The organism is Streptomyces glaucus, from assembly GCF_039533365.1.
In the GTDB taxonomy this organism is placed as follows: Bacteria; Actinomycetota; Actinomycetes; order Streptomycetales; family Streptomycetaceae; genus Streptomyces; species Streptomyces glaucus.
The window spans coordinates 12404-28423 of sequence record NZ_BAAATK010000007.1 but is presented as its reverse complement, the minus strand read 5'-3'; the positions used below and the strand labels follow the sequence as shown (position 1 = coordinate 28423).

Annotated in this window: 15 protein-coding genes; 9 read left to right on the top strand and 6 right to left on the bottom strand. The window is 71.2% G+C overall.

Going from position 1 to position 16020, the window contains the following annotated elements; all coding sequences use genetic code 11:
- Window position 1 precedes the first annotated feature (1 nt).
- Window positions 2-1120, bottom strand: a complete 1119-nt coding sequence (gene tal, locus ABD363_RS07420; RefSeq protein WP_344600868.1) for a transaldolase — start codon at window positions 1118-1120, stop codon at window positions 2-4.
- Window positions 1121-1154: 34 nt separating this feature from the next.
- A complete protein-coding gene (tkt, locus tag ABD363_RS07415; protein ID WP_344600866.1) occupies window positions 1155-3242 on the bottom strand; it encodes a transketolase in 2088 nt (695 codons plus the stop codon).
- 373 nt (window positions 3243-3615) lie between these two features.
- Between tkt and ABD363_RS07410 the strand changes: the two genes are divergently transcribed.
- The 3 genes from ABD363_RS07410 (at window position 3616) to ABD363_RS07400 (ending at window position 6212) form a co-directional block, all read left to right on the top strand.
- Window positions 3616-4569, top strand: a complete 954-nt coding sequence (locus ABD363_RS07410) for a heme o synthase (protein WP_344600864.1) — start codon at window positions 3616-3618, stop codon at window positions 4567-4569.
- Window positions 4570-4653: 84 nt separating this feature from the next.
- Window positions 4654-4986 (top strand): hypothetical protein, encoded by a 333-nt coding sequence (locus ABD363_RS07405; protein WP_344600862.1) that lies wholly within the window; start codon window positions 4654-4656, stop codon window positions 4984-4986.
- Window positions 4987-5072: 86 nt separating this feature from the next.
- Window positions 5073-6212 (top strand): amidohydrolase family protein, encoded by a 1140-nt coding sequence (locus tag ABD363_RS07400; RefSeq protein ID WP_344600860.1) that lies wholly within the window; start codon window positions 5073-5075, stop codon window positions 6210-6212.
- 158 nt (window positions 6213-6370) lie between these two features.
- Here the strand turns inward: ABD363_RS07400 and ABD363_RS07395 are convergent, their stop codons facing one another.
- Genes ABD363_RS07395 through ABD363_RS07380 form a run of 4 tightly spaced genes read right to left on the bottom strand, consistent with a single transcriptional unit; the run spans window position 6371 to window position 10032 of the window.
- Window positions 6371-7393, bottom strand: coding sequence for a COX15/CtaA family protein (locus ABD363_RS07395; RefSeq protein ID WP_344600858.1), 1023 nt, complete (start codon window positions 7391-7393; stop codon window positions 6371-6373).
- Between the two features lie 40 nt (window positions 7394-7433).
- Window positions 7434-8150 carry an ABC transporter permease gene (locus ABD363_RS07390; RefSeq protein WP_344601150.1) on the bottom strand — a complete coding sequence of 239 codons (717 nt, stop codon included), beginning with the start codon at window positions 8148-8150 and terminating at the stop codon, window positions 7434-7436.
- Between the two features lie 56 nt (window positions 8151-8206).
- Window positions 8207-9184, bottom strand: a complete 978-nt coding sequence (locus ABD363_RS07385) for an ABC transporter ATP-binding protein (RefSeq protein ID WP_344600856.1) — start codon at window positions 9182-9184, stop codon at window positions 8207-8209.
- 35 nt (window positions 9185-9219) lie between these two features.
- Entirely contained in the window at window positions 9220-10032 is an 813-nt protein-coding gene (locus ABD363_RS07380) for an AAC(3) family N-acetyltransferase (RefSeq protein WP_344600854.1), read from the bottom strand.
- A 161-nt stretch (window positions 10033-10193) separates the two neighbouring features.
- Between ABD363_RS07380 and ABD363_RS07375 the strand changes: the two genes are divergently transcribed.
- From ABD363_RS07375 to ABD363_RS07350, 6 genes are all read left to right on the top strand, one after another.
- Window positions 10194-10952 carry a helix-turn-helix transcriptional regulator gene (locus ABD363_RS07375; RefSeq protein ID WP_344600852.1) on the top strand — a complete coding sequence of 253 codons (759 nt, stop codon included), beginning with the start codon at window positions 10194-10196 and terminating at the stop codon, window positions 10950-10952.
- Window positions 10949-12370: a Fe-S cluster assembly protein SufB gene (gene sufB / locus ABD363_RS07370; RefSeq protein ID WP_344600850.1), complete on the top strand. Its 1422-nt coding sequence runs from the start codon at window positions 10949-10951 to the stop codon at window positions 12368-12370. Before ABD363_RS07375 ends, sufB begins: the two co-directional genes overlap by 4 nt.
- A gap of 83 nt (window positions 12371-12453) precedes the next feature.
- The gene (gene sufD / locus ABD363_RS07365; protein WP_344600848.1) at window positions 12454-13680 is read left to right on the top strand and encodes a Fe-S cluster assembly protein SufD; all 1227 of its coding nucleotides are present in this window, start codon (window positions 12454-12456) and stop codon (window positions 13678-13680) included.
- Window positions 13677-13994: a non-heme iron oxygenase ferredoxin subunit gene (locus ABD363_RS07360; RefSeq protein ID WP_344600846.1), complete on the top strand. Its 318-nt coding sequence runs from the start codon at window positions 13677-13679 to the stop codon at window positions 13992-13994. Before sufD ends, ABD363_RS07360 begins: the two co-directional genes overlap by 4 nt.
- A 7-nt stretch (window positions 13995-14001) precedes the next feature.
- A complete protein-coding gene (gene sufC / locus ABD363_RS07355; protein WP_344600844.1) occupies window positions 14002-14766 on the top strand; it encodes a Fe-S cluster assembly ATPase SufC in 765 nt (254 codons plus the stop codon).
- Window positions 14763-16019 carry a cysteine desulfurase gene (locus ABD363_RS07350; RefSeq protein WP_344600842.1) on the top strand — a complete coding sequence of 419 codons (1257 nt, stop codon included), beginning with the start codon at window positions 14763-14765 and terminating at the stop codon, window positions 16017-16019. The genes sufC and ABD363_RS07350 overlap by 4 nt, the downstream gene beginning before the upstream one ends.
- The last annotated feature ends 1 nt before the right edge of the window (window position 16020 follow it).

The window sequence follows — 16020 nt, the reverse complement described above, 5'->3', positions numbered from 1 at the left end:
TTCAGCCCTCCGCGGGGGCGAGGCGCTTGAGCTCCGCCTCGGTCGACTTCAGCAGGTCGTTCCAGGACGCCTCGAACTTCTCGACGCCCTCCTTCTCCAGCAGCTGCACCACGTCGTCGTACTTGATGCCGAGCGCCTCGACCGCGTCCAGGTCGGCACGGGCCTGCTCGTAGGTGCCGGCGACGGTGTTGCCGGTGATCTCGCCGTGGTCCTCGGTGGCCAGCAGCGTGGCCTCCGGCATGGTGTTCACCGTGTTCGGCGCGACCAGCTCGGTGACGTACATCGTGTCGCTGTACGCCTTGTCCTTCACCCCGGTCGACGCCCACAGCGGGCGCTGCTTGTTGGCGCCGGCCTTCTCCAGCGCCTGCCAGCGCTCGGAGCCGAACACCTCCTCGTAGGCCTGGTAGGCCAGGCGCGCGTTGGCGACCGCGGCCTTGCCGCGCAGGGCCTTGGCCTCGTCCGTGCCGAGCGCGTCGATCCGCTTGTCGATCTCGGTGTCGACGCGGGAGACGAAGAAGGACGCCACGGAGTGGATCTGCGACAGGTCCAGGCCGCGCTCCTTCGCCTTCTCCAGGCCGGTCAGGAACGCGTCCATGACCTTCCGGTAGCGCTCCAGGGAGAAGATCAGCGTGACGTTGACGCTGATGCCCAGGCCGATGACCTCGGCGATGGCCGGGATGCCCGCCTCGGTCGCCGGAATCTTGATCAGGGTGTTGGGGCGGTCCACCAGCCAGGCGAGCTGCTTGGCCTCGGCGACCGTCGCCTTGGTGTCGTGCGCCAGGCGCGGGTCCACCTCGATGGAGACCCGGCCGTCCTGGCCGCCGGTGGCGTCGAAGACGGGCCGCAGGATGTCGGCGGCGTCCCGGACGTCCGCCGTGGTGATCATGCGGATGGCCTCTTCGACCGTCACCCGGCGGGCGGCGAGGTCGGACAGCTGCTGGTCGTAGCCGTCGCCCTCGCTGATCGCCTTCTGGAAGATCGTCGGGTTGGTGGTGACGCCCACGACGTGCTGCTGGTCGATCAGCTCAGCGAGGTTGCCGGACGTGATCCGCTTGCGCGACAGGTCGTCCAGCCAGATCGCGACGCCTTCCTCGGAGAGGCGCTTCAGTGCGTCGGTCATGGAAATTCCATCTCCTACGTGTCGTGTATGAGCGTCAGCGCTGTGCTGCGGCGATCGATTCCCGGGCCACGGCCGCCACGTTCTCCGCAGTGAAGCCGAACTCGCGGAAAAGGACCTTGCCGTCGGCGGACGCGCCGAAGTGCTCCAGGGAAACGATGCGGCCGGCGTCCCCGACGTACTTGTGCCAGGTCAGTCCGACCCCGGCTTCCACCGCGACTCGGGCCTTCACCGACGGCGGCAGGACGCTGTCCCGGTACCCCTGGTCCTGCTGCTCGAACCACTCCACGGACGGCATCGACACCACCCGCGTGGGCACGCCCTCGGCCTGGAGCCGCTCGCGCGCCTCCACGGCGACGTGCACCTCGGATCCGGTGGCGATGAGGATGACCTGCGCCTCGCCGCCCTCGGCCTCGAACAGCACGTACCCGCCGCGCGCCGCGTCCTCGTTGGGCTCGTACGTCGGCACGCCCTGCCGGGTGAGGGCCAGGCCGTGCGGCTGCCCCTTGCCGAACTCCTTCGTCCAGCGCTTGAGGATCTCCCGCCAGGCGATGGCGGTCTCGTTGGCGTCGGCCGGGCGCACGATGTTCAGGCCCGGGATGGCGCGCAGCGCGGCCAGGTGCTCGACGGGCTGGTGGGTGGGGCCGTCCTCGCCCAGGCCGATGGAGTCGTGCGTCCACACGTACGTCACCGGCAGGTGCATCAGCGCCGACAGCCGCACGGCGTTGCGCATGTAGTCGGAGAACACCAGGAAGGTGCCGCCGTAGACGCGGGTGTTGCCGTGCAGGGCGATGCCGTTCATCTCCGCGGCCATCGCGTGCTCGCGGATGCCGAAGTGGATGGTGCGGCCGTACGGGTCGGCCTCCGGCAGCGGGTTGTCCGCCGGGAGGAACGACGACGTCTTGTCGATGGTGGTGTTGTTCGAGCCGGCCAGGTCGGCGGAGCCGCCCCACAGCTCGGGGATCACCGCGCCGAGCGCCTGGAGCACCTTGCCGGACGCGGCACGGGTGGCGACCGCCTTGCCCGCCTCGAAGACCGGGATCTTCTCCTCCCAGCCCGCGGGCAGCTCGCCCCTGCTGACCCGGTCGTACTCGGCGGCCCGCTCGGGGTTGTTGTCCCGCCACTGCTGGAAGGACTTCTCCCACACGGCACGGGCCGCCTCGCCCCGGTCCAGGGCCTTGCGGGTGTGGGCGATGACCTCCTCGGCGACCTCGAAGGTCTTGGCCGGGTCGAAGCCGAGGACCCGCTTGGTGGCCGCGACCTCGTCCTCGCCCAGCGCCGAGCCGTGCGCGGCCTCGGTGTTCTGCGCGTTCGGCGCCGGCCAGGCGATGATCGAGCGCATCGCGATGAAGGACGGCCGGTCCGTGACCTCCTTGGCCCGCTGGATCGCCTCGAAGATCGCCCGCGGGTCCAGGTCGCCGTTCTCCTGCGGCGCCACGCGCTGCACGTGCCAGCCGTAGGCCTCGTACCGCTTGACGGTGTCCTCGGAGACGGCGGTGGCGGTGTCGCCCTCGATCGAGATGTGGTTGTCGTCCCACAGCAGGATCAGGTTGCCGAGCTTCTGGTGGCCGGCCAGGGAGGAGGCCTCGGCGGAGATGCCCTCCTGCAGGCAGCCGTCCCCGGCGATGCAGTAGACGAAGTGGTCGAAGGGGGACTCGCCGGGGGCGGCCTCCGGGTCGAACAGGCCGCGCTCGTAGCGGGCGGCCATGGCCATGCCGACGGCGTTGGCGACGCCCTGGCCGAGCGGGCCGGTGGTGGTCTCCACACCCACGGTGTGCCCGTACTCGGGGTGGCCCGGCGTCTTGGAGCCCCAGGTGCGGAAGGACTTCAGGTCCTCCAGCTCCAGGCCGAAGCCGGCCAGGTACAGCTGGATGTAGAGAGTCAGCGACGAGTGGCCGGCGGACAGCACGAAGCGGTCCCGTCCGACCCAGTCCGCGTCCGCCGGGTCGTGCCGCATCACCTTCTGGAAGAGGGTGTAGGCGGCCGGCGCCAGGCTCATCGCCGTACCCGGATGGCCGTTGCCGACCTTCTGTACGGCATCGGCGGCCAGGACACGCGCGGTGTCGACGGCACGCTGGTCCAACTCGGTCCAGTCGAGGTCTGTGGTGGTCGGCTTGGTGCTCACCCTGGGTCAGGGCTCCTCTCCACATGTCGTAGTCCGGTGCACGTGGGCGCCCACCGGCGGCCGGCGTGTCCGTGCGTCGGCCGGCCGTGTCGAGCCTACCCCCGGAAGTACGTGCGTTTTTGCGTGTCGTCACAGACTGCCGGGACTCTTCGCGACGCGCCTGCCGACCGCCCGGAACCGCAGGTGACAGGTGAAGACGGGGCCGCTCATCCGGGTGCTCGATCGAGCTGCTGTGCGCCCGTCGGATCACGTCCGCCAACACGACCCCACCCCCACGGAGGCGGGGATATGGGCAACGTCTAGAGTGGCGTGGTACGCGCGAGCCTTTACCCGTACTTCACACGGGCGGGCTTGCTGGGATGTCTCTGTAGGGGTGTGCGTGACGGCCGTCGAATCCCGTCCAGCGGGGGTGCTGGGGAAGAGCAGGAGCTCCAGTCACCGGCCGTTCGGGGCCCGTGTCAAGGCGTTCGTGGCACTGACCAAGCCGCGGATCATCGAGCTGCTGCTGATCACCACGGTCCCGGTGATGTTCCTCGCCGAGCAGGGTGTGCCCGACCTGACGCTGGTGCTGCTCACCTGCCTCGGCGGCTACCTGTCCGCGGGCGGCGCCAACGCGCTGAACATGTACCTCGACCGCGACATCGACGCGCTGATGGACCGCACCTCGCAGCGCCCCCTGGTCACCGGCATGGTCGGCCCCCGCGAGTGCCTCGCCTTCGGCATCACGCTGGCGGTCGTCTCGACGCTGCTGTTCGGCCTCACCGTCAACTGGCTGTCGGCCTGGCTCTCCCTCGGCGCGCTGCTGTTCTACGTGGTCGTCTACACGATGATCCTCAAGCGCCGCACGGCGCAGAACATCGTGTGGGGCGGCATCGCCGGCTGCATGCCGGTGCTGATCGGCTGGTCGGCCGTCACGAACTCGCTGTCGTGGGCCCCGGTCGTCCTCTTCATGGTCATCTTCTTCTGGACGCCGCCGCACTACTGGCCGCTGTCCATGAAGGTCAAGGACGACTACGCGCGCGTGGGCGTGCCGATGCTGCCGGTCATCGCCTCCAACAAGGTGGTCGCCCGGCAGATCGTGATCTACAGCTGGGTGATGGTCGCGGTGTCGCTGCTGCTGACCCCGCTGGGCTACACCGGCTGGTTCTACACCGCGGTCGCCCTGGCCGCGGGCGGCTGGTGGCTGTGGGAGGCGCACGCGCTGCAGAACCGGGCCAGGGCCGAGGTGACGGGCGCCAAGCTCAAGGAGATGCGGCTGTTCCACTGGTCCATCACCTATGTGTCGGTGCTGTTCCTGGCGATCGCGGTGGACCCCTTCCTGCGCTGAGCGCCGCCGACGGGCGGGGTGCGTGGCCGAGGCCACGCACCCCGCCCGTCGCCGTTCCGGCTACCCGTCGGTAGCATCCTGGCCATGGCAGACACACAGCAGGTTGACGCGAAGGCCGAGCGCACGGCGGCCCGGCTCGCCAAGCGGATCGGCGCCTTCGCCAAGGCGCACGGCGGGGCCGAGGGCCAGGTGGCCTACCTCGGGCAGCGCGGGGCCCGGATCGTGCTCGTCGGCGAGGACGGCGGCTGGGGCGACCTGGTCGCGCCGACGTACGCGATCGCCCGGAAGGCGGTGGAGAAGGCGGGGATCACCGCCCACGAGGCGTTCGACGGCGAGTTCGCGGCGAAGGTCAGGACGGGCCCGTACGAGTGGTCGCGCATGGCCGGGATCCAGGTGGGCGGGAAGAGCAACACCTGAGACCCGGTTCACCCGTTAGGACCGTAGGAGCACGGGCCGGCGACGGCCCGGCCGAGGAGCGCACGGTCCAGTCACGGGGAGCCCGGATGATCGAGACGCCGTCCCTCGTGGACCAGTACTGCCACGGCGTGCTGAGAACGGAGCTGGGCCTGGGCACCTTCGAGGCCCAGCTGGCCCGCACCGAGGGGCCGCCCGCGCCGGGCACCACCCTGTTCGACACGCAGACCGGCTTCGCGGTACGCCGCTGGTGCCCGCCGCTGCTCGGCCTGGAACCGCACTGCCCGCCCGCCCGCTACCTGGCCCGGCGCCGGGAGCTGGGCGTCCTGGAGGCGGGCCGCCGGCTGCTGCGGGGCAGCGGCATCACGACCTATCTGGTCGACACCGGCCTGCCGGGCGATCTGACCGGCCCCGCCGAGATGGCGTCCGCCGGGGCCGCCGAGGCCCACGAGATCGTGCGCCTGGAGCTGCTGGCGGAGCAGGTCGCCGACACCTCCGGGACCGTGGAGGCGTTTCTCGCCAATCTCGCCGAGGCGGTGCACGGCGCCGCCGCGCACGCCGTGGCCTTCACCTCCGTGGCGGGCGTACGGCACGGGCTGGCCCTCGCCCCCGAGCCGCCGGGGCCCGGCGAGGTGCGCGGCGCGGCCGGGCGGTGGCTGGCCGGACGGGAGGTCGGCGGGGAGCTGAGCGACCCGGTGCTGCTCAGGCACCTGCTGTGGAGCGCGGTCGCCTCGGGGCTGCCGCTGCAGCTGCACGCCGGGCTGGGGGAGCCGGGCCTGCGCATCGACCGCACGGACCCGGTGCTGCTGACGGACTTCGTACGGGCCACCGCCGGGCTCGGCACCGACCTCGTGCTGCTGCACGGCTACCCGTACCACCGGCACGCCGCCCACCTCGCCGGCGTCTTCCCGCACGTGTACGCCGACTCGGGCGCCGCCCTGGTCCGCACCGGAGCCCGCGCCGCGACCGTCCTCGCGGAGATCCTGGAACTGGCCCCCTTCGGCAAGATCCTCTTCTCCAGCGGCGCCCGGGGCCTGCCCGAACTGCACGTGGTGGGCGCCCGCCTGTTCCGCGAGTCCCTCGCGCGCGTGCTGGGCACCTGGGTCGCCGAGGGGGCGTGGTCGCCGGGGGACGCGCAGCGGGTGGCGGGCATGATCGCCTCGGGGAACGCGACGCGGGTGTACGGACTGGACCGAGCCGGGCCGCTCAGCCGGGCAGCGCCACCGTGAGGTCCGCCCCGAGGAGCTGCCCCGGGAACCCGAGCCGGGACACGCCGAGCAAGGGGCCGGCGGTGGCGAGGGCGGCGCCGTCGGGCCGCGGCGGCACGGGCGCATCCGTTCGCCGGGACGGCCGGAGGGGTTCCGGCCGCCCGGAAGGGCCGGTCCGGCTATCGGGGGCCGGCCACCGGCACGCCGGCGCTGTCGGGCTCCCGGGCCGGCAGCGCCGCGGGCGTGTCCTCCGGGCGCTCGCGCAGCGACAGCAGCACCCGCAGCACCCAGATCCACATCACGCACGAGCCGAACATGTGCGCACCGACCAGCATCTCGGGCAGCTCGGTGAAGTACTGCACGTACCCCACGGCGCCCTGGAGCAGCAGGATCACGAACAGCTCACGCGTCCGGCCCAGCGGCCCCCTCGGCGCGTCCACCGCCTTCAGCACGAACCACAGCGCGAACGTCAGCGTCACCACGATCCACGCCAGCACGGCGTGCAGCTTGCTGACCGTCTCCCAGTCCAGCGGCATCCGCGCGACCTCGCTGGAGTCCCCCGCGTGCGGACCCGCCCCGGTCACCACCGTGCCGGCCGCGATCAGCAGCACGGACGCGGCGACCAGGCACCACACCAACTGCTGCACCGCCTTCCCGACCAGCGGCCGGGGAGCGGCGTCGCCCTCCCTGGTGCGCTGCCACATCACCGTCGCCACCGCGATGAGCGCCGAGGAGAGCAGGAAGTGCGCCGCGACGGTGTAGGGGTTCAGGCCGACGAGCACCACGATGCCGCCGAGGACCGCGTTGCCCATGACGATCCAGAACTGCGCCCAGCCCAGCCGGGTCAGGCCGCGGCGGTACGGCTTCCGCGAGCGGGCGGCGATGATCGCCCAGCCGACGGCGGCGCACAGCACGTACGTCAGCAGCCGGTTGCCGAACTCGATGTAGCCGTGGACGCCCATCTCGCTGGTCGCGGTGAGCGAGTCGTCGGTGCACTTGGGCCAGGTCGGGCAGCCCAGGCCCGAGCCGGTCAGCCGGACGGCACCGCCGGTGACCACGATGACCACCGACATCACGAGCGCGGACAGGGCGGCCCGCTGGACCGTCCGGGGGGCGGGGGTCCAGCGGGCGGCGACGAAGGCGAGCGGGTTGCGCACGGCGGCTGCGGCGTCGGCGCGGGTCACGTTTGACACGCGTTCCATCGTAGGGGTCGGCTTGTGCACGCGTTCACGAGGGTCCCGCCTACTCCCAGCGGAAGAACTTCCCCGCCGCCGCGAGCCCGGCGGCCGCCCAGACGGCGAGGATCCCCAGGTCGCCCCACGGCATGCCCGCCCCGTGCTGGAGCACGTCCCGCAGGCCGTCGGAGAGCGCGGAGACGGGCAGCAGGCCCAGCACGCTCTGCACCGCGTCCGGGAACTTCTCCAGCGGCACGATCACGCCGCCGCCGACGAGCAGCAGCAGGAAGACCAGGTTGGCCGCGGCCAGCGTCGCCTCCGCCTTCAGGGTGCCCGCCATCAGCAGGCCGAGGCCGGAGAAGGCCGCCGTGCCCAGGAGCAGCAGCAGGAGCACGGGGAGGGGGCCGCCGCGCGGCGACCAGCCGAGCGCGAAGGCGATCACCGTCAGCAGCGCCACTTGGAGCACCTCGGTGACCAGCACGGACAGCGTCTTCGCGGTCATCAGGCCCCAGCGGGGCAGCGGCGAGGCCGCCAGCCGCTTCAGCACCCCGTACCGCCGCTCGAATCCGGTCGCGATGGCCTGCCCCGTGAACGCCGTGGACATCACCGCGAGGGCGAGGACGCCGGGGGCGAGGAAGTCGACGGCCTCGCCCGCGCCGGTGTCGACGATGTCCACCGAGCTGAACAGCACGAGCAGCAGCGTCGGGATGATCACCGTCAGCAGCAGCTGCTCGCCGTTGCGCAGCAGCATCCGCGTCTCCAGGGCGGCCTGGGCGGCGATCATGCGGGGGAGGGGCGCGGCGCCGGGCCTCGGCGTGTGGGTCCCCGTACCGGTGGCGGTCACGAGCGCAGCTCCTTGCCGGTCAGCTCCAGAAAGACGTCCTCCAGGGTGCGCCGTTCCACCGAGATGCGGTCCGGCATCACCCCGTGCTGGGCGCACCACGACGTCACCGTCGCGAGCAGCTGCGGGTCGATCCTGCCGGTGACCCGGTAGGAGCCCGGCGCCGGCTCCGCGGCCGAGCAGTCCGCGGGCAGCGCCTTGAGCAGGGAGCCCACGTCCAGGCCGGGCCGGCCGGAGAACCGCAGCGTGTTCTCGGCGCCGCCGCGGCACAGCTCCTCCGGGGAGCCCTGGGCGATGACCCGGCCCGCGTCGATGATCGCCACGTCGTCGGCGAGCTGCTCGGCCTCGTCCATGTGGTGGGTGGTGAGGATCACGGAGACGCCGTCGGCGCGCAGGTCCCGGACCAGGTCCCAGGTGGCGCGGCGGGCCTGCGGGTCCAGGCCCGCGGTCGGCTCGTCGAGGAACACCAGCTCCGGACGGCCCACCACGGCCATCGCCAGCGCGAGCCGCCGCTGCTGGCCGCCGGAGAGCCGGCGGTACGCCGTCCGGCCGCAGGAGCCGAGGCCGAGCCGCTCGATCAGGGCGTCCACGTCCAGCGGGTGCGCGTGCAGCTTCGCCACGTGGCGCAGCATCTCGTCGGCCCGCGCGCCCGAGTAGACGCCGCCGGACTGGAGCATCACGCCGATGCGGGGCCGCAGCGCGCGCGAGTCCCGCACCGGGTCGAGGCCCAGGACGCGCACCGTGCCGGAGTCCGGCCTCCGGTACCCCTCGCAGGTCTCGACCGTGGTCGTCTTGCCCGCCCCGTTGGGGCCGAGCACGGCGGTGACTCCCGCCCGGGCCACCAGGTCGAGCCCGTCCACCGCGGTCTTCGTGCCGTACCGCTTCACCAGGGCCCGGACCTCGATGAGCGGGTGTGAGGCGAAGCGTCTCCCCGCGGGGTGGGGGCCGGGGGACGGACGGGCGGGCTCACTTCGCATGAGTCCAGAGTCTAGGTACGCGGGCGGGCGGGCGTTCAGCCGGGCGGGTACAGGAACTCCTCCGTGCGCGGCCGGTGCATCGCCAGCCACCTCTCGGCATAGGCCACCGCGTCCGCCACCGGGAACAGCCGCGCGTCGGCCGCCCCGACCCTGCCCCGGACCACGGGCCGGTCCCGTTCGAAGTCGTGCCCGAGCTCGTCGAACCGTTCGGAGGTGACCGACACCTCGGTCACCACCTCCCAGCCGTACGGCCCGGGGCGGCCGACCTCGACGAGCGGGGACGGGATCCGGTACTCGGCGAGGTGGAAGCTGGTGCAGGCGTCGTACCCGGCGCCGAGCAGCAGCACCCGCGCGCCCATCGCCTCCAGCTTCGCCAGCGGGCTGCGCTCACCCAGCCGGCAGTCGGGGGCGTGGCCCTCGACCACCTCCGCCGCGCGCGAGCCGACGGCCGCGAACGAGGTCTGCGGGTGCGCGCTGCGCAGGGCGCCCGGCCAGGTCCGCACGGTCTCCGGGATCACGCCGACCCCGCGCGCGGGGGTGATCAGCGGGTCGTACGCGGGCATCGCGGCCCGGACGGTCTCCCACCACTGCTCGGGCACCGGCGGGTCGCGCCACAGCGCCGGGTCGGACAGGTCGCCGGTCTGGGTGGGGACCACCAGCGTGCCGTCCGGGGCGAGCACGTCCAGCAGGCCCTGGACCACCGCGACGGCGCCGCCGCAGACCCAGCCGAGGGAGCTGAGCGAGGAGTGCACGAGGAGGGTCTCGCCGGAGCGGACCCCCAGTTCGCGCAGCTGCGCGGCGAGGGTGCCCCGGGTGACGAGAGGGCCGGTGGGAGGGGGTACGGGCATGGTTCGCGAGTGTCCCGCAAGCGGCTTCGGCATGCCACCGCTTCGATCGATCGCAGATCGTTTCCGCAGGTCGGATTAGGTATGCCTAAGTGACGCAGCGCACCGTCGGCGGGCCCGGACGCGGCTTGCCCGGCCCCGAAGAATTACGCAACAATGGCGTTGTGAAAAACGGTGCGCCATCGACGGGGATCCCCCACGAGGAGCTCGCGACCGGGGAGCGGCCCACCCGCAACCGGGTCGCGCGGTCCATCCTGGACCACGGCCCGTCGACCGTCGCCGAACTCGCCGAGCGGCTGGGACTCACCCAGGCGGCCGTGCGCCGCCATCTCGACGCCCTGGCCGCCGACGGCGTGGTCGAGGCCCGCGAACGCCGGGTCTACGGCACGCGCACGCGCGGCCGGCCGGCCAAGGTGTTCGCCCTGACCGACTGCGGGCGGGACGCCTTCGACCAGTCGTACGACAAGCTCGCCGTCGACGCGCTGCGCTGGATCGCCGAGCGCGAGGGCGGCGGCGAGGCCGTCGCCGCCTTCGCCCGCGCCCGCATCGCCGCCCAGGCCGAGACCTACCGGAAGGCGGTCGAAGCGGCCGCCCCGGACCAGCGGACCGAGGCCCTGGCCAAAGCCCTCAGCGCGGACGGGTACGCTGCAACCGCGCGCAGCGCTCCCCAGCCCCACACGGGCGAGCAGCTGTGCCAGCACCACTGCCCGGTCGCCCACGTCGCCGAGCAGTTTCCGCAGCTGTGCGAGGCCGAGACGGAATTTTTCGCCGAGCTGCTCGGTACACATGTGCAGCGGCTGGCGACCATCGCACACGGCGACGGTGTCTGCACCACCTTCATTCCGAAGGCGCCCAAGACTTCCAAGACCAGTCACTACAGCCACAACGCATCTGCAAGCACGGCCGGGAGGAACCCCGCATGACTCTCCCCACGGAGACTGCCCACCCTGAGCTCGAGGGCCTGGGCAAGTACGAATACGGCTGGGCCGACCGGGACGAGGCCGGTGCGTCGGCACGTCGCGGCCTGGACGAGGACGTCGTCCGGGACATCTCCGCGAAGAAGGACGAGCCGGAGTGGATGACCAAGCTCCGCCTCAAGGGCCTGCGCCTGTTCGAGAAGAAGCCCATGCCGAACTGGGGCTCGGACCTGTCGGGCATCGACTTCGACAACATCAAGTACTTCGTACGCTCCACGGAGAAGCAGGCGGAGTCCTGGGAGGACCTGCCCGAGGACATCAAGAACACCTACGACAAGCTGGGCATCCCCGAGGCCGAGAAGAAGCGCCTCGTGGCCGGTGTCGCCGCCCAGTACGAGTCGGAGGTCGTCTACCACCAGATCCGCGAGGACCTGGAGGAGCAGGGCGTCATCTTCCTGGACACCGACACCGCGCTCAAGGAGCACCCGGAGCTCTTCAAGGAGTACTTCGGCACGGTCATCCCGGCCGGCGACAACAAGTTCGCCGCGCTGAACACCGCCGTGTGGTCCGGCGGTTCCTTCATCTACGTGCCGCCGGGCGTGCACGTGGAGATCCCGCTCCAGGCCTACTTCCGCATCAACACGGAGAACATGGGCCAGTTCGAGCGGACCCTGATCATCGTCGACGAGGGCGCCTACGTGCACTACGTCGAGGGCTGCACGGCCCCGATCTACAAGTCGGACTCGCTGCACTCCGCGGTCGTCGAGATCATCGTCAAGAAGAACGCCCGCTGCCGCTACACGACCATCCAGAACTGGTCGAACAACGTCTACAACCTGGTCACCAAGCGCGCCGTGGCCTACGAGGGCGCGACCATGGAGTGGATCGACGGCAACATCGGCTCCAAGGTGACGATGAAGTACCCGGCCGTCTACCTGATGGGCGAGCACGCCAAGGGCGAGACCCTGTCCATCGCCTTCGCGGGCGAGGGCCAGCACCAGGACGCGGGCGCCAAGATGGTCCACATGGCGCCGAACACGTCGTCCAACATCGTCTCCAAGTCGGTGGCGCGCGGCGGCGGCCGCACCTCCTACCGCGGTCTGATCGAGATCGGCGAGGGCGCCCCGGGCTCGAAGTCGAACGTGCTCTGCGACGCGCTGCTCGTCGACACCATCTCCCGCTCGGACACCTACCCCTACGTGGACGTCCGCGAGGACGACGTGTCCATGGGCCACGAGGCGACCGTCTCCAAGGTCTCCGAGGACCAGCTCTTCTACCTGATGAGCCGCGGCCTGAGCGAGGACGAGGCGATGGCGATGATCGTGCGCGGCTTCGTCGAGCCGATCGCCAAGGAGCTGCCCATGGAGTACGCGCTGGAGCTCAACCGGCTGATCGAGCTGCAGATGGAGGGCGCGGTCGGCTAACCACCGGCCAGGGGCGGCCCCGGCGCCGCCCCGCCGTCCCCGTCAAGCCCCTTACGTAACGGAAAGCGAGCACTACGACAGCCATGGCTGAGGCTCAGAACTCCCCCACCTCCGGCTTCGCTACGGCGGGGGGACCCCCACCGGTCGGCTCCACGACCGCCGGTGCGATCGCGGTCGCCGCCGAGGCGGACTCCACCGTCGCCACGCGCATGAGCGCGCCGCCCTCCTTCGACGTCGCGGACTTCCCCGTCCCGCACGGCCGCGAGGAGGAGTGGCGGTTCACCCCGCTGGAGCGGCTGCGCGGCCTGCACGACGGCACCGCCGTCGCCACCGGCGAGGGCGTGAAGGTCACCGTCGAGGCCCCCGAGGGCGTCACCGTCGAGACCGTCGGCCGCGACGACGCGCGGCTCGGCAGGGCGGGCACCCCGGTGGACCGCGTCGCCGCCCAGGCGTACTCCGCCTTCGAGCGGGCCTCGGTCGTGACCGTGCCGAAGGAGACCGTCCTCACCGAGCCGATCCGCATCGCGGTGCACGGCCAGGGCGGGGTCGCCTACGGCCACCAGGTGATCGAGCTGGGCGCCTTCGCCGAGGCCGTCGTGGTCATCGACCACACCGGTGACGCGGTGCTCGCCGCCAACGTCGACTACCTCCTGGGCGACGGCGCCAAGCTGACCGTCGTCTCCGTCCAGGACTGGGACGACAAGGCCGTGCACGCCGCCCAGCACAACGCCCTCGTCGGCCGGGACGCGTCCTTCAAGTCGATCGTCGTGACCTTCGGCGGCGACCTGGTGCGGCTGCACCCGCGCGTGAACTACGCCGGTCCCGGCGGCGAGGTCGAGATGTTCGGCCTGTACTTCACCGACCGGGGCCAGCACCAGGAGCACCGGCTCTTCGTCGACCACAACGTCCCGCACTGCAAGTCGAACGTGGTCTACAAGGGCGCGCTGCAGGGCGACAACGCGCACGCGGTGTGGATCGGCGACGTGCTCATCGAGGCCGCGGCCGAGGGCACGGACACCTACGAGATGAACCGCAACCTGGTCCTCACCGACGGCGCGCGCGTGGACTCGGTCCCCAACCTGGAGATCGAGACCGGCGAGATCGTCGGCGCCGGCCACGCCTCCGCCACCGGCCGCTTCGACGACGAGCAGCTCTTCTACCTGATGGCCCGCGGCATCCCGGAGCACGAGGCCCGCCGCCTGGTGGTCCGAGGCTTCTTCGCCGAACTGGTCCAGCAGATCGGCCTCCCGGACATCGAGGAGCGCCTGATCGCCAGGATCGAGGAGGAGCTGGAGGCGTCGGTCGCATGACCTTCGTACGCGCCTGCGGACTGGGCGAGCTGGAGGAGGACACCCCGAAACGGGTGGAACTCGACGGCACGCCCGTGTCCATCGTGCGGACCGAGGGCGAGGTGTTCGCGATCCACGACATCTGCTCGCACGCGAACGTCTCCCTCTCGGAAGGCGAGGTCGACGCCTGCCACATCGAGTGCTGGCTGCACGGCTCGCGCTTCGACCTCCGCTCCGGCAAGCCCGACGCCCTCCCGGCGACGCGCCCCGTCCCCGTATACCCCGTAAAGATCGAAGGGGACGACGTGCTCGTCTCCCTCACCCAGGAGTCCTGAGGCACCCATGGCTACGCTTGAAATCCGAGACCTGCACGTCACCGTCGAGGCCGACAACGCCACGAAGGAGATCCTCAAGGGCGTCGACCTCACCGTGAAGCAGGGCGAGACGCACGCCATCATGGGCCCCAACGGCTCGGGCAAGTCGACCCTCGCCTACTCCCTCGCGGGTCACCCCAAGTACACGATCACCGGCGGCACCGTCACCCTCGACGGCGAGGACGTCATCGAGATGTCCGTCGACGAGCGCGCCCGCGCCGGCCTGTTCCTCGCCATGCAGTACCCGGTCGAGGTCCCCGGCGTCTCGGTCTCCAACTTCCTGCGCACCTCCGCCACCGCCATCCGCGGCGAGGCCCCCAAGCTGCGCACCTGGGTGAAGGAGGTCAAGGAGGCCATGGAGCGCCTCAACATGGACCCGTCCTTCGCCGAGCGCAACGTCAACGAGGGCTTCTCCGGCGGTGAGAAGAAGCGCCACGAGATCCTCCAGCTGGAGCTGCTCAGGCCGAAGGTCGCGATCCTCGACGAGACCGACTCCGGCCTGGACGTCGACGCCCTGCGCGTCGTCTCCGAGGGCGTCAACCGGGTCCGCGAGACCGGTGAGGTCGGCACCCTGCTGATCACCCACTACACGCGCATCCTGCGCTACATCAAGCCCGACCACGTCCACGTGTTCGCCAACGGCCGCATCGTCGAGTCCGGCGGTCCCGAGCTCGCGGACAAGCTGGAGAACGAAGGCTACGAGGCATACGTGAAGGGTGGCGCATCCGCGTGACACAGCTGCCGGGCCTCCTCGACACCGAGGCGATCCGCAAGGACTTCCCGATCCTGGACCGAGTGCTCCACGACGGGAGGAAGCTCGTCTACCTCGACAACGCCGCGACCTCGCAGACCCCGCGCCAGGTCATCGACGTGCTCGACGAGTACTACGAGCAGCACAACGCCAACGTCCACCGCGGCGTGCACGTCCTCGCCGAGGAGGCCACGGCACTGTACGAGGGCGCGCGCGACAAGGTCGCCGAGTTCATCAACGCGCCCAGCCGCGACGAGGTGATCTTCACCAAGAACGCCTCGGAGTCGCTGAACCTCGTGGCCAACATGCTGGGCTGGGCCGACGAGCCCTACCGCGTGGACTCCGAGACCGAGATCGTCATCACGGAGATGGAGCACCACTCCAACATCGTGCCGTGGCAGCTGCTCGCGCAGCGCACGGGCGCGAAGCTGAAGTGGTTCGGTCTCACCGACGACGGCCGGCTCGACCTGTCCGACATCGACGAGATCATCACCGAGAAGACGAAGATCGTCTCCTTCGTGCTGGTCTCCAACATCCTGGGCACGGTCAACCCGGTCGAGGCGATCGTGCGCCGCGCCCAGGAGGTCGGCGCCCTGGTGTGCGTCGACGCCTCCCAGGCCGCCCCCCACATGCCGCTGGACGTGCAGGCCCTGCAGGCCGACTTCGTGGCCTTCACCGGCCACAAGATGTGCGGCCCGACCGGCATCGGCGTGCTGTGGGGCCGCCAGGAACTGCTGGAGGACCTGCCTCCGTTCCTGGGCGGCGGCGAGATGATCGAGACGGTGTCGATGCACTCGTCGACGTACGCCCCCGCCCCGCACAAGTTCGAGGCGGGCACCCCGCCGATCGCGCAGGCGGTCGGGCTCGGCGCGGCGATCGACTACCTGAACTCGATCGGCATGGACAAGATCCTCGCGCACGAGCACGCGCTCACCGAGTACGCGGTCAAGCGGCTGTCGGACGTCCCCGACCTGCGCATCATCGGCCCGACCACGGCCGAGGACCGCGGGGCGGCCATCTCCTTCACCCTCGGCGACATCCACCCGCACGACGTGGGCCAGGTCCTCGACGAGCAGGGCATCGCGGTCCGCGTCGGCCACCACTGCGCACGGCCCGTCTGCCTGCGGTACGGAATTCCCGCGACCACGCGAGCGTCGTTCTATCTGTACTCCACGCCGGCCGAGATCGACGCACTGGTCGCGGGGCTGGAGCACGTACGGAACTTCTTCGGCTGAA